Annotated in this window: 12 protein-coding genes, 1 pseudogene and 1 riboswitch; of the genes and pseudogenes, 1 reads left to right on the plus strand and 12 read right to left on the minus strand. The window is 35.4% G+C overall.

Features of this window, described 5'->3' with window-relative positions; translation table 11 throughout:
• The 12 genes and pseudogenes from EUBHAL_RS16630 to EUBHAL_RS01435 all read right to left on the minus strand — a co-directional run.
• Nucleotides 1-120 (minus strand): hydroxyethylthiazole kinase (locus tag EUBHAL_RS16630; protein ID WP_005343909.1); only part of this gene is annotated, 120 nt, incomplete at its 3' end.
• Between the two features lie 397 nt (nt 121-517).
• Nucleotides 518-626: riboswitch (TPP riboswitch) on the minus strand.
• A 51-nt stretch (nt 627-677) separates the two neighbouring features.
• Nucleotides 678-905 (minus strand): ZIP family metal transporter, encoded by a 228-nt coding sequence (locus EUBHAL_RS15595; protein WP_135960877.1) that lies wholly within the window; start codon nt 903-905, stop codon nt 678-680.
• Nucleotides 906-962: 57 nt separating this feature from the next.
• Nucleotides 963-1,714 (minus strand): annotated as a pseudogene (locus EUBHAL_RS01390) (ZIP family metal transporter).
• 26 nt (nt 1,715-1,740) lie between these two features.
• On the minus strand, nt 1,741-2,160 hold the full coding sequence (locus EUBHAL_RS01395) for a hypothetical protein (RefSeq protein ID WP_044921395.1): 420 nt from the start codon (nt 2,158-2,160) through the stop codon (nt 1,741-1,743).
• Nucleotides 2,161-2,378: 218 nt separating this feature from the next.
• Nucleotides 2,379-4,115 (minus strand): class I adenylate-forming enzyme family protein, encoded by a 1,737-nt coding sequence (locus tag EUBHAL_RS01400; RefSeq protein WP_005343921.1) that lies wholly within the window; start codon nt 4,113-4,115, stop codon nt 2,379-2,381.
• A gap of 140 nt (nt 4,116-4,255) precedes the next feature.
• Nucleotides 4,256-5,737 carry a helix-turn-helix domain-containing protein gene (locus EUBHAL_RS01405; RefSeq protein ID WP_005343922.1) on the minus strand — a complete coding sequence of 494 codons (1,482 nt, stop codon included), beginning with the start codon at nt 5,735-5,737 and terminating at the stop codon, nt 4,256-4,258.
• A gap of 138 nt (nt 5,738-5,875) precedes the next feature.
• Nucleotides 5,876-10,630: an Ig-like domain-containing protein gene (locus EUBHAL_RS14600; RefSeq protein ID WP_005343925.1), complete on the minus strand. Its 4,755-nt coding sequence runs from the start codon at nt 10,628-10,630 to the stop codon at nt 5,876-5,878.
• A 271-nt stretch (nt 10,631-10,901) separates the two neighbouring features.
• Complete coding sequence (smpB, locus tag EUBHAL_RS01415; RefSeq protein WP_044921399.1) at nt 10,902-11,375, minus strand: SsrA-binding protein SmpB; 474 nt, start codon at nt 11,373-11,375, stop codon at nt 10,902-10,904.
• A gap of 182 nt (nt 11,376-11,557) precedes the next feature.
• Entirely contained in the window at nt 11,558-12,001 is a 444-nt protein-coding gene (locus tag EUBHAL_RS01420; protein ID WP_044921401.1) for a S1 domain-containing protein, read from the minus strand.
• A complete protein-coding gene (locus EUBHAL_RS01425; protein ID WP_005343937.1) occupies nt 11,967-12,158 on the minus strand; it encodes a hypothetical protein in 192 nt (63 codons plus the stop codon). The genes EUBHAL_RS01420 and EUBHAL_RS01425 overlap by 35 nt, the downstream gene beginning before the upstream one ends.
• Before the next feature lie 308 nt (nt 12,159-12,466).
• On the minus strand, nt 12,467-13,165 hold the full coding sequence (locus EUBHAL_RS01430; RefSeq protein WP_044921403.1) for a hypothetical protein: 699 nt from the start codon (nt 13,163-13,165) through the stop codon (nt 12,467-12,469).
• Nucleotides 13,166-13,374: 209 nt separating this feature from the next.
• The gene (locus EUBHAL_RS01435; protein WP_005343943.1) at nt 13,375-13,731 is read right to left on the minus strand and encodes an HU family DNA-binding protein; all 357 of its coding nucleotides are present in this window, start codon (nt 13,729-13,731) and stop codon (nt 13,375-13,377) included.
• Nucleotides 13,732-14,194: 463 nt separating this feature from the next.
• Between EUBHAL_RS01435 and EUBHAL_RS17140 the strand changes: the two genes are divergently transcribed.
• The coding region (locus EUBHAL_RS17140; protein ID WP_005343945.1) for a hypothetical protein at nt 14,195-14,266 on the plus strand (72 nt) is incomplete at its 3' end.

Raw genomic sequence — 14,266 nt, forward strand, 5'->3', positions numbered from 1 at the left:
GATCGGACTTCCACCACAGGTAAGAAGAATATTTGCCACATCATTTACTGTTACATAGTTTGTAATATTATGTACCAGTGGATGCTTTTCTCTTACATTATCAAAACACTTCTTTAACATTTTTAGCTCCTTCTTTTTTTATATATATTTTCAAGACATGTTTTAAAAATCTTTCTGCCAAATATACCGCAAGCTAAAATATCGGACTGTAGAAATGAGATTTTTCAAACATTCTCTGTGATAACTATCCAAAATAAATCTGCTTTTCTTTACAAACTTGACTCGCTGTACAAATAAAATTCATAGTTCTTTAAATAGCTATACATTTCATAAACGGAAAATTAATTAAGAATATATTCCATACAGATATGGATAATAAACGATAAAAAAGAAAAATATATGTATTCCATGCCATTTTCTTTAAATGACTAGCTTTATATCCTTCTTAAACTTTGAAAATAGAATTTCTTTTAAACTCTAAAAAGAAAAACGCATATACACCAATCTCGGTATATATGCGAATGTATCTACGCTATCCCTACGTTGGCATTATCCAAATCAGGTTATGGGTCTAAGCACTTTAGCTTACTCTCAGCCTGCTTCTGCAAGCTCCCCGTGTATAAATTTACCAATATAGTACGCTATTTAGGGCAAAAAATCAAGCATAATTTACTATTTTATTCACTGGGCAGAGCTGACGTTCCCAAAACAACATCAAGTGTTAACATTACTGTAAATCCAAGGGAAAAAAATATAGTTCCAATATTGCTGTGTTTTCCGACAGACATTTCCGGGATAAGTTCTTCTACGACAACGTAGATCATTGCTCCAAGGGGCGTTCCTAAAAAGGAAGGATAAATTCTCTCACAAACTATGACATATATCTTACAAGAAATATTTTTCAAACATACTCTAGACCGTATATCTGATAGTAATTACTGCGTGCATTTTAACACAAGGAGTCAGGCAAGTGCAACATCTAAAATCATCATCAAAGTAAACCCTACTGAAAACATGAAAAATCCGACATTGACAGACTTTCCAACAGACATTTTCGGAACTAGTTCTTCTACTACAACATAGAACATTGCCCCTGCTGCAAAGCTTAAAAAGTATGGCAGAAGCGGAACAATTAGGCTTGCGGCCCAGACGGTAAGAATAGCCGCCACTGGTTCTACTGCCCCGGAAAGTACACCATAAATGAAGGCTCTCTTTTGGGATATTCCTTCTGCACGAAGCGGCAGGGAAATAATCGCTCCTTCTGGAAAGTTTTGAATAACGATTCCTAATGCAAGAGAAAATGCTCCCATTACCGTAATATGCTCTGCTCCACTTAACAGTCCTGCATAAATAACACCAACTGCCATTCCTTCTGGAATATTGTGGATAGTCACTGCCAACAGTAGCTTATTTTTACATTTTCCATCAATACATTCTGACGGTGCGAAATGGTCGATTGCCATCAAAAATAAAATTCCAATCCAGAATCCACTTGCTGCAGGAAGGAACTTCCACACACCAATCGAATCCACTTGTTCAAGTGCTGGAAGAAGAAGACTCCAGATAGAAGCTGCCACCATCACCCCTGCTGCAAATCCCATTAACGCTTTCTGCATTCCTTTGCTTAGTTCATTTTTTAAGAAAAATACACAAAAAGCACCTAATGTCGTCCCCAAAAGGGAACACTGATGCCCTTTATTATCTCTATAATCATAAAATCCCTCCGAGACCATATTTGTTCTATTCTGCAGATACCTCTTCCGCCGCTTTATTCTCATCTGTTTTTCTTTCTGTATTCTCTTCTTCCCTTTTATATTCCTCCGTTTTTTCTTCTGTTTCCTCTTTTGCCTCATCATTTTTTGACGCATCCTTCTCTTTTTGTGTAGTAGCTTCCAGATTCTTTTTATCTTCTTTTATTGTCTCTTCTGTTTTTTGTGTAGCTTTCGTTGATGCTTCTTCTTTCTTATCTGTACTTTCTTCCTGTCCTTTTTCATCCGAGTTTTCTTCCTGTCTTTGGCTTCTATTTTTTACATCCTTTGTCTGCACCTTCTCGGTAGATTCCATATCTGCCTGTACGAAAAGCTGCTCACTTTTTGCCATTGACAACAACAACATTAGTGCAAGGATACACAATAAAATCCTTTTTGACTTTTTCCACATTTTGCACTCTCCTTACTTTCTTTTCTCCAAAAACAGCCATCTTTTTCGACCATCTTCGCAACCTGACTAGTTCCCATAATACTAATTATTCAAATATGCAAAATTTATGATTATAAGAAAAGGCAAAAAAATCAAAAAAAGACAGCCTTTGACTTTTACTTTCAAAGACTGTCTTTTTTCTACAAAATCTATCTAATTATTCTGTTTTTAAACATGCTCTAGTTTGTTGTTGCGCGAAGCTGTGCTTTTAATCCAACACGGTTTGTCTTATAATGGAAGAATGGTCTTTCTGGAAGCTGAATAATCTGTGCTGGGTACTCAAAATCCTCAAGGGCATCTGCCACATCTTCACGAATATCATCAATTGTATAGCCATCCTCTAATACAACATATAAATATGGAAGGAAATATCCTTTATTCTCAAAATCTTCATCTACAACAAAGAATGCATCAATGATTCCATCAATTTCGGCATCGATAATCTTGTTCTCCATATTAAGATCAATCAGTCGACCTCCACCAACTCTGCGGACATCTCCTCTGGTAAGTGCAAACACAATACCATCCTCTGTCATATATCCAATGTCTCCTGTATGCAACCATATATTACCATCTTCATGCTTCTGAAGAGCCTTTTCCGTTGCTTCCTCTCTATCATAACCAAGCATATTTCCAAGACCTGTCTTACAAATCTCTCCGAGCTTATTATAACCAACTTCTTTATGTGTACCTGGCTCAAAAATACTCATTACTGTTAATGGCATTGGAATTCCACTGTTTCCATTACCAATCGGATGCTCTAAACATGGAAGAGTACAATTAGAACCTGCCTCGCTCTGTCCATATCCAATTGAAAGTACTGCCTTACAATTATGTGCTTTTAAGAATTCCTGTGCACGACGAATCTGTCCATTATTGAATGCTTCACAACCAACACCTGCTGCAAAAAGATGGGACATATCATAATCTTCTGGAATTCTGTCACTTCTCATAAGAAGCTCAATAAACATAGGGATTAAAGGCCAGCAGTTTGGACGATATCTCATCATCTCTAAATCGAGATCGTTCACATTACAGAACGGATCTAAAATTAATAACTTATTAGAGCATAATGGTACTAAAATCATGGAAACCACCACTGCAATAAGACAAGGTGGCAGATTCGTAAGTAACCATGTTGGACGGAAGTCTCCAGCAGAACCATAAAAAGACATCTGAGCGATAATACCAATCATTGTGTATGCAGAATGGATAACCTGCTTAGAAGTTCCTGTTGATCCACTTGTATAAGCACGGAAAAGCGGACGATTAACATCTTTCTCAACCTCAACCTTTCCTGTATAATTCTTTCCTTTTTCTAAAAATTCTTCCCATGTCATAACTCCGTCCCCGGAAAGAATTCCATCTGTATAGAAAGAATCAATTTCATGAATGATATGTTCTGGCATCTTATCTTTTTCAGCTGCATGGTAAGGGCTTAATGAAATAATCGTTTCTACCCCTGCCTGCTTTTTATATTCCTCAACCTCTGCCTTTGGAAGGAAGTCATGTACAAAAATAATCTTAGCGCCAGCTTCCTTTACTGCATCAACGTTCTCCTGTAATGTATTATCACGGCAAACTAAAGATGCACCTATCTTCTCTGCTGCTAAAAGCAACACAATAAATTCAGGAACAGAACGGTAAAATACAGGAATCTGATCTCCCTCTTTGATTCCCATGGCACTCATAGATTTTGCTACCATATCTACCTTCACGAAGAAGCGTTCCCAGGAAACATCTCTTCCATAATAATGCATTGCTACCATATCCATACCTGGACAGTTCGCTTTTAAATACTCATTCAAAGACAGCTCTGGAACTTGTAACCTTGAAATACTTTCTGGATAATACTTCATCCAAGGGCGGTCAATACTTGGTCTTCCAATAAGTTCTACTTTATGATTTTTTTCCATTTTATATATTCTCCTTATCAAATAGTATTTTTCTTACACTTTATCGTATTTAAGGGTACCATACTTTATGAAAGATATCGAGTGATAAAAATGGCAAAAAAACGAAAAACGTGATTAAATAAAATCACGTTTTTCACACTTTAAATTTCTTTATCTACTTTTTTAAGAAGTGCCACTGACTGTTTCATATGTTTTAGTATACTTTCTATCTTTCTCCAATCAGAAATAACTACATCTTCTTCCGAATGACTCCATATTTCCTCAAAAAAACAACGAAACATTTTTTTCGCTATATTTATATTAAGCAATGTCACGTTATTTTGTATGTTTTTCGAATCTAATCTTAAATAACACAAGTTATTTGATAAAAACAAGCTTGGATTGGCGTTGAATTGAAAATCCATCACAAAATGCCCATGTATGATTCGCAGCTCCATCGCATTTTCTTCATGAATAATATTTTGTATATAAGAAAGACATTGTTCGCGCTGTCTTGTATCTAATAAAATTTTATTATTATAAAAGTCAAGTTCTCCACTTATCGCAAACTGACTGAGTGCTGTTTCATATAATAAAATTCTGACATGAGATTTCTTAAGTACTTCTTCAACCAAAAGATGAATATTCTGCATCTTTTCTCTTTCCGCATCCGAAATATCCAGATATTCCAACAGCTCTTTATGTAATTCTTCTGGAAGGAAATGCTCTGTCATATGTCCAAGAAGCCAACAAAGATTCTCAGATAACATCTGGGAGATATAGTCTGACCCCTGCAAAAGATTCCTCATTGTACATTTTCGAAACATTAATTCTTCTCTTGTACAAAGTGTTGCTAATCGTTGATAAACCGTTTTACACATTTTTTTATCTTCACTAATCGTTACCTGATAACACAAATTGCCCCCCAAAAGCATACTCGTAATACAGTAAGCATCTTTTGCACAAAATACAATCTTATCATAGGAATGAATACAGTTGTATATCTTAAAATTAATATGCGTATAGTTCGTCAGCATATTAATGATAAAAATACAATCATAAATATAATCTTTCTCCCCTATGTCAAAATTAATCAGTAATGAAAAATGTACTTCTGGAAAATCTCTCTGAAGAATCTGTGATGCCGTGTCTATCTGTGCAATCTGAAGTCGCACATCATGCTCCATATTTAATAAATCAATCGCAGCAATTACATTCAACGACTTTACCTGACGTAATGCCGGATGTGACATTTTTTTAAGGAATTGATATAATGTCAGTTTTGCATAATTTTGCGTTTCCGGAGCAATATCGGCTCCTATTGTTTTTGTCAGGCCTTTTACGTAAAAATATTCCGCCTCAAGATTATCATAGATTGCCTGCTTCAAATCTTCTGGCACATCAACCTGATATTCAATATATAAAGTTTTTAGTGCAGCCGATGTCGCCGATTCCACAATATAATCACTGATTACATGAAGAATCTGCGCTACACTTTTTTCTGATGGCAATGTTTTTCCATTAATCCACTTACTTATGTAAGATACATCATATTGAAGTTCGGCAGCTAGAGTTGCATTCTTTAAATTCACTGTTCCCATCAAGCGTTCTAATAAAATGCTAAACCTATTTTTCTTTTCCATTTTTCCACCACACGTTAATCCAATACACAATTTCACTTAGACTAACTCTTTCCTTACACTAAAAAGTGATGCTGAAATAAGAATTTCAACATCACTTTTTTATTATATTCGTACTTTAAAAGCGCTCATATATCCTAACTATTTTGCTTTTACAACAACAGTTACTTTCTGAACTTTCTTAGCACATTTTACGGTAATAACTGCTTTTCCAGCCTTCTTTGCTGTAATCTTTCCAGATTTACTTACAACAGCAACCTTCTTGTTAGATGTTGTAAATGTAACTTTATTAACTACAGTGATTGGAGCCTTTGTTGCAGTAAGCTTGTATGTCTTAGGACCCTTCTTAAGGTTTAAGTTAACCTTCTTAGAATTAACAGCAATCTTTGTAAGTTTTACTGCTGCCTTCTGAACTTTTACTTTACATTTTGCTGTAGCACCACTCTTCATTGTGATTCTTACTACTGCTGTACCAACTTTCTTCGCTGTAATCTTTCCAGACTTACTTACAATTACAACCTTCTTATTAGATGTACTCCATGAAGCAATCTGATCTCCTGGTAATGTTGCTTTAGCAACCTTAATTACGCTTGTAGACTTCTTAAGCTGTAATGGAACAGATGTTGCATTTAAAGTAATCTTTGTTGGAGCTACTGTAACAACTGTCTTAATTGTCTTGCCACTCTTAACAACGGCTGTAATCGTTACTTTTACAGCTTTACCCTTTACAACACCAGCTTTAATAACACCAGCTGTGTTAACAGATACCTTAGATGGATTTGAAGATTTGATGGAAACAATGCCATCCTGTTTGTAGTCAGAAACAAGACTTACTTTACCAGACTGTGTTGAGTAAAGGTTGTAAGAAGTTTTTGCAAATTTTGCTTTAGAATCTTTCTGAGCAACTTTTACTTCTTTCTTCACAGGATTTATATATGTCTTTGTTCCTTCTGGAACTGTTGCTGTTGCTGTATATGTTACACTTCCTGCTTCTGTATATGTTGCATCTTTTCCTTCAGATGTTACTTCACAAGATACTGTTTCAACATGACTTGCATCATTTTTACATGTAAATGTTGCTTCACATGTCATCTTACCATCTTTTTCAGTCCACTCACCAAATGTTGGTTCGCCATAATCATGACCAAGTGCATTTGTTGTCTTTACTTCCTTTGTATCTGTGTACTCATCACTTCCATTAGGATCTTCTTTTACTGTTGCTACATAAACAGCCTTACCAGCTTCTGTACATGTTGCATCTGTTGATTTTTCTGCATCCTTAGTTACTGTACATTTTACATCTTTTGTATGTGTTTTATCGTTCTCACATGTAAATGTCGCTGTACACTCTTTGCCATCTTCAGACCAGTTGAATGTTGGTTCTCCATACTTATGTCCTGTTGCTGCGATTGTTGTCTCTTTCTTTTCTGGACATGTGTACTCTTTACCCTTAAATGTACATGTTGCTGTGTAAACAACTTTACCAGCTTCTGTACATGTTGCATCTGTTGTTGCAGGTGTTACTGTACATTCTACTGTCTGAGTATCATCTTTCTTATCACAAGTAAAGATTGCTTTACATGTCTTATAATCTTCAGACCATTCATATGTTGGATCTGCACTATAAGTATGACCTGTTGCTTCAATAGGTACTTCTTTTGTATCTGTATGGTTTATATTATTCTTATCTGTTGCTGTTGCTGTATAAACTGTCTTACCAGCTTCTGTACATGTTGGCTCTGTTACTTCAGATGTTACTTCACACTTTTCTGCTTCTGTTGCTGGAATCTTACAATTCTCACATGTGTAAGTTACTGTACATGTATTGTCATCTGCCCACGTAAACTCTGGTTTGTAAACATGCTTTTCAGCTGCTGCTTCTTCTGTAGTAGTAGCTTCGTACTCGTTATCTCCAACTGTTACTTTAGCTGTGTAGATAATCTTTCCACCCTTTTCACAGTCTTCTGCTTCCTTCTTAGAAGTTACTTCTACATCCTTCTTTGTTTCTAATGTTACATCCTTCTCATCTAAGAAATCTAATTCTTTTCCAACGCAGGAATCACAACTAACAGTTACGTTACCTGTCTTCTTATCATCAGATAAAGATGTAATCTTTCCAGTATATTCGTGACCAGTCTTAAGTCCATCTGGGATATCTAATTCATCACTATTGTCATTAGAGCCACCCATAATGCTACCACTATTTCCACTGCTCTTACGTGGAATAGCTTTCAAACATTTTGTACATACGATTGCATCTACAACAATCTTCTTAGCATCTTCTGCGTCACTTTCTTTTGTATAAGTTTCATCTTTGTACTGAATATAATGATGTCCAGTTGCCTTAGCATCTTCTGCCTCGGATTCCTTCTTAGAATCTGCTTTTACAACACCACATGTCTTACAACGTTCTTCTGTGAACCCTGCATTATCACAAGTAGGATCTACGGTTACTGTCTCATACTCATGAGAATCACCAGCTACATGCTTCATATCCAGAGTTTCCACGAAATCTGCACTCCACATGAATTCCTGGTTGTCATTACTTCCACCACGTTTAATGGTTGTTCCCTGGAACTTATAGTTCATATAACCACTATTGTAATTTGTCTGCTCTGTCTGATACTTATCAACATAACAATAATTTGTTGCAATATCTACATTCAGGTTGCCCTGAGAATCAATAGATAAACCTGCAATTGGATGATTCTCTACTGTATGGATAGCATCTTTATCATCCTTTGTTGTTACTTTAAAGGTCATTCCTGTAAAGTTATTATTGATACCGGTTCCCATGTTATCTGCAACAGATTTTGCTGTAACTTCATTATATTCTTTTACTTTTGTAATAGCATTTGTGCTTAAATCATATTTTAAAATCTGATTATCTGCATTAAGATATAATGCTCCGCCATAGTAAGCAGATGTATGTGTAAGACCTGGATAAATCTTATCGTTTACATCTTCATCCTTTGTTGCACTTTCTTTAAGAAGATCTCCACCTTCTTTTACTGCTCCAGTACCTTTTTCGTAATCAACTAAAACTGTAGCACTGTCAGATGTAGCTGTCGCTGCTGCTTTTCTTGGCAAGGATACTAACTGGTCTGGCTTCTGATCACTTGTACCCATACCAGAACTGTATGAAGTTGTATTCTGCACATAATACCAGTTATCTTTATCAAAACTGATTGGTCCCTGTGCATCTGTAAACCAGGCATCTTCATACTTAGTATCTGTTGCCTTATCTGTGTATAAAGTATCAATCTCATCAAAGTTGCCATCAAACTGTTTTGCTAAACTTGTATGGCTAATTAAGAAGTAGGAATGTGTCATATTACCGTCTGTCTCTACACGGTTACGTCCCATACATTCTACATAAATATCATTATAACAGGAATCTACATAATACCAGTTATCTACAGAATTATCGGTCTTAACAGCATTAAAATAATGGCTGTTTCTAAATGTCTGGCTTTGACCTAACATCTGTACATCAGAACGCCAGAAAATCTTTACAAAGTCAACAATATATGTTGGTTTTGTTTCTGTTGTAGTTTCATCTTTTTTCTCACTGGAAGCATCTCCTGAGGAATCTTCTCCATCTGCAGCCTGTGTTTCTGTTTCAGCTGCTGAAGAGCTTTCTTCCTTATCTGTCTCGGATGTATCTCCTTTATTCTCTGAAGATGAGTTATCGTCTTTCTTATCCTGACTGCTGTCAGTTCCATTTACTTCGCTTGCCTTTTTCCATGTCTTTCCATCCGCTTCTTTATAGATTTCCGGGAATGCACACTGAACAAGATATGTATATGCAGAAGTATATCCAGCACAGATAGTGTTTCTTCTTACTAATGCACCAAAGGCTGTACTTTCAAAGGCCGTCTTAAGATCGCCATTTAATAACATATTTCTCAGATATGCAATCTGCTCTTCTGTAGGTTGCTGCTGACCATCATCTGCTAATGCGACAGCTGCTGTCTCTCCCATAGCCTGAATTGCTTCCTCTGTTGTTTCTGTATCATTCTTCTTATCCTGTTCTTCCTGAATAGCACCCATATCAAAAGTACAGTACTTACCAAGCCAGTCATTTAAGACAAGTAACTTCTGCTCTCTCGTCATGGAATCATCAATCTGAGCTAAAGCTTCATCTCTTGCTGCAAGTAACTGCTGTCCAAAGAGCTGAATACCATACTGCAGAGTCGTCTGATATCCCTGAATGACATCATACATATCTTTATATGTAACCTTAGCATTCGCCGGATTCTCCTCTTCAGGATCCCCTTCTTTATAAATCTTCTGCTGCATCAGAGATAACAGGGAAGATACTGGACCACCTTTAGAATCCTTACTTGTAAAGTAAGGAGTAGCAATACCTAAATACTCCTGATTATCTGGTGATTCATAGAAAGCCATTAAGTCCTTATAAGCTTGTCCGACTTCTGTCTTTGTCTTACCAGATCCATCATCCTCATCTGCATCATCTGCTGCTAACTCTTCAATCTCTTCCAGTGCGTAAGCATAAGTATCATCTTTTTCTACGCTCATAGTAGTTACTTTACCATTCGCATCTGTTTCATAAGTAACGTCTACAAGATCTGTATCCTTATCATCACCTAAAGATTTATCTGTCAGCTTTTCTGCCTTACGCTCTGTCAGATTATACTTGGATAAATCCACCTCATCTGTGTTAGTGTAAAGTGCTTCCTGAATTGCTGCTTCTGCACTTCCAGCCTTTGGCTGAGCTGCCTTCTTCTCTGCTTCTACCTTTTCGTAAGCTGTTGTAGTTGTGGCATCTTTTACCGCATCATGAACAGCTGCAAAAGCATCCGCAGGAACCAGGCTTACTGCCATAGAAGCAGTCAGAAAAAGTGCAAATAAATTCTTCACCTGTTTTTTCATACGTTTCTTTCTCTCCCTTCATTATTTTATATTTCCGAATGCATCCAGCATAGAAATCATCTGCATCCCCTAATATAAATCAATACATCTATATTAAACGCTGTAACCTGCCAATGGTAAGTAGCAGAGCGTATGATTTTTAAAATCCCCAAAATCTTATTACATTTTTCTTATTATGTGATAAACACCTGACAAAGGTATCTCTTGAGTATCGTACCATTTTTTTCATATATATTCAAGTACATTTTGAATATATTTCCAAAAAATTATTTTATCCCAAATTACGAATTTTAAAGTCTCTTTCTACCTCTCGCTTTGCATCCTTCTTTGCAATATCCTGACGCTTATCATATAATTTTTTACCACGGGCAAGACCGATTTCTACCTTTACAAGGCTGCCTTTGAAATAAACTTTTAATGGCATCAATGTGTATCCCTTCATCTTAATCTGACCGGCAAGCTTATTAATCTCTGACTTGTGAAGCAGGAGCTTTCTTACGCGAAGTGGATCTTTATTAAAAATATTTCCCTTTTCGTAAGGGCTGATATGCATATGGTTAATGAGGATTTCCCCTTTGTTGCTTATTGTTACAAAAGATTCTTTGATACTGCATCTTCCCATGCGAAGAGATTTTACTTCTGTTCCATGAAGGGCGATGCCTGCCTCATATTTTTCATCAATAAAATAATCGTGATATGCCTTTTTGTTATTGGCAATTAATTTAATACCTTCTGATTTTGCCATATCAATTCCCCTTTCCTGTCTTTTCGGTGGATAACCACTCACTCAATATATGAATAAAACTGTATGAATCGTAAATTCTGGCTATCACCACTATAGATGCTATATTCCTAAGCCTGTTAAATTCATTCTTTTTTCTTTTAGACTTTTATTATATTCTTTGCTTCTCTTTTTTAAATTCTGAATTAGATTTCGTCAATCTTCTTTTTATTATATAAATGCAGTAACCTGTCTGCTTCCTCGTCGTCAATCCAGTCATTCAAAAGAATGCCGTCTTTGTCGGGAAGGCTCTCACCTGTTTCGTCAAATTCAAATTCTTCCTGCTCTACCGGATATTCTCCATCCGCAGATTCAAAATTTTCAAATTTTCCGGCTTCTGCATCCTCATTCTTTCTTGACGGCATTCCGTCTCCATAGTAATCATCTGGGTCTGGATAGTCGCTATACTGAGAGAATTCTTTTAATATAAAGTCGATGGTTCGCTCCATTTTATTGGCAGAATGAACGACAATTTCTGCCTTCTGACCTAATGTAAAGATTCGTCCGGTATGCTCTCCGGTTAATTTATAACTTTCCTCGTCAAATACATAAAAATCATCTAAGAGGCTGATAACGCTTATCATTATCATATACATGCTGAATTCCTAGCAAATGACATAATCCTTCTATGTAGAAAATAACCTCTATATTTATCTTATTATTAAGTTCATATTTAAAAATTTTATGACACAAATTCTGTTCATAATATTCTAAAAGCTCTTTTAAATCCTTTTCTCTTGCACTCATTTATTTCTCCATAAAAACTAATAGGCTATGGAAATCCACAGCCTATTAATCGAATAGCAGATTGGTTCTCCTACCCCAATCAGGTCAACTTCTGTGTATCTTTTAATTCCCCAACAGAAAGGGATGGCATGGCTATTCATTACACACCAATAATATCAGGCATGATGCCTATTATATTTATATGCAATATTTAAACATTTATTACACTTTAATAATAACATAATCTCAAATTTATATCAATACTTCTGAACATTTATTTTTGTGCCGTTTATTATAAAGCACTTTTGTCATATTTTCAACAGCTATTTTTATTCTTTAGCCTTTACTTCCCAGTTAATCATCGCCTGATACTGACATTCTGGTATCTTATCTTTTTTCTTTGTTTTCTCAGCCAGCTTTATAATAAACTCCTTCTTTCTTTTTTCAAATGCTTCATAGCATTCTTCTTTTGTATCAAATACACCTAAATCATGCTCTTCTCCTATAATCATCATAAAAAGAGAACTTGCACTGACACGCTCCTGCTTGTACCCCCATGCTTTTTTCGTCTTAATATAAATATTTTTCCGTAAACTATACTCTATTTCTTGTGTAATTTTATTCCTCTTCCCTTTTACAAATTCGTATGTTCCATCTTCCTTTTTTATTACAGGACGTCCATAGTTGGAAATCCAAGTGTTATCATAATATAATAATTTTACAAATCTCTCATGTCTATCTAAATATTCTAGTTTAGCTTCTGTCTGTTTTAAGAAGCGGTTGAGATTTATTTTCTTGTATTCCCTTCTTATCTGTACAAGTTTTCCATTATCATATAAGCTCATACCTTTTTCTTTTAATGTGTTTTGTCTTTTCTCATTCCTGCAATCTTTACAGACAGACTGATAACTTGTTTTATATTCCTTACGGAATCCCACCTTACATAATCGTCTGTTTTTTATAAATTTATTTAATTTAAGCTCTTTTCCACAACAACTACATATTTTTGTTTCAATTTCTTTTTTCATGATATTTCCTCCTGTTCTTTCAGAGGGCAGAAACACCATAGAAAAAATCAATTATAGAAAATAAACTGTATGTATTTTTAATTATTTATTATGGAAAATGTTATGCGACTGCATATAGACTCAATAGACATCTTTCTGTCCCCTGTTCATTGCAAAATAAAAGAGCATCCATTACTGGACACTCTGTAAAATAATTATCTTTGTTATTGTTACTCTTCTTCGGAATAATCAAAGTCTTCCTCTGCTTCATTAAGACCTTCTCCTAACCGCTCCTCTGTTAATTCCTCGCAAGCCCTTTTTAATCTTGAATATGGTTTTATGACCGGTTTATAGTGGGGTGGAACTGTTGCCTTACCCTTATTGAAGTTATTGTACTGACGTTCCTCTATATATTCTGGATAGATGCCAAGAATACCTTTTACCTCAAAACGATTACCATCTCTTAAAATATCTTCTAAGCACCAGAATGCATCTCGGATAATGTAGTAAAGGTCAATCTTAGGATACCTGTTATTTGACTTGGCTGCAACCATGTCTATAAATTCTTGTCTTGATATTGTTTCCATTAAATTACAATCTCCTTTCGTATTTTTTATGTATCTCAACTTGCTACTAAAGCGTGTTTGAAAAATAATTTTTCGGTAAGAATCATATAACCCTGTTCAGATAAAATAAAGCAGTGTTTTTGACGATTATTTGTTATAAATCCTAAACCCTTTGCAATGTTTAAGGAATTTTTATCTTTCACCAAATCAATAGTATCAACACCTTCAAAGTGACCAAATGAAATTTATATTTCAAAATCAGGGTATCTATAGGGAAATACTTCTTTTTATTTGAGTTAGATTCCATCCTATGAGAACGAGTATAAGATTGGAGATGCGACTTCTATTGAATGCCAAAACAAGCATATATACGTTCATTTTATTAGGCATATATGCTTGTTTTGATATTCAATATTTAATTTCAGCATAAGCATTATATAAGGATATATTTCTAAAAAGTCTACTACCTCTATACGCTACATGTGTGGCTATGGCAGAACACATCAGTGGTAGTGAAGATGCCTTTGTCTCCAAAATGAATGAGAAAGCACAGGCT

Origin of the sequence: Anaerobutyricum hallii DSM 3353 (assembly GCF_000173975.1) — a bacterium.
GTDB lineage: Bacteria > Bacillota > Clostridia > Lachnospirales > Lachnospiraceae > Anaerobutyricum > Anaerobutyricum hallii.

What these genes read in the sequence shown, in the direction of transcription:
- EUBHAL_RS01395 (WP_044921395.1), bottom strand. Translation starts at nt 2,160, where the DNA reads ATGTGGAAAAAGTCAAAAAGGATTTTATTGTGTATCCTTGCACTAATG.
- EUBHAL_RS01400 (WP_005343921.1), bottom strand. Translation starts at nt 4,115, where the DNA reads ATGGAAAAAAATCATAAAGTAGAACTTATTGGAAGACCAAGTATTGAC.
- EUBHAL_RS01405 (WP_005343922.1), bottom strand. Translation starts at nt 5,737, where the DNA reads ATGGAAAAGAAAAATAGGTTTAGCATTTTATTAGAACGCTTGATGGGA.
- EUBHAL_RS14600 (WP_005343925.1), bottom strand. Translation starts at nt 10,630, where the DNA reads ATGAAAAAACAGGTGAAGAATTTATTTGCACTTTTTCTGACTGCTTCT.
- smpB (WP_044921399.1), bottom strand. Translation starts at nt 11,375, where the DNA reads ATGGCAAAATCAGAAGGTATTAAATTAATTGCCAATAACAAAAAGGCA.
- EUBHAL_RS01420 (WP_044921401.1), bottom strand. Translation starts at nt 12,001, where the DNA reads ATGATAATGATAAGCGTTATCAGCCTCTTAGATGATTTTTATGTATTT.
- EUBHAL_RS01425 (WP_005343937.1), bottom strand. Translation starts at nt 12,158, where the DNA reads ATGAGTGCAAGAGAAAAGGATTTAAAAGAGCTTTTAGAATATTATGAA.
- EUBHAL_RS01430 (WP_044921403.1), bottom strand. Translation starts at nt 13,165, where the DNA reads ATGAAAAAAGAAATTGAAACAAAAATATGTAGTTGTTGTGGAAAAGAG.
- EUBHAL_RS01435 (WP_005343943.1), bottom strand. Translation starts at nt 13,731, where the DNA reads ATGGAAACAATATCAAGACAAGAATTTATAGACATGGTTGCAGCCAAG.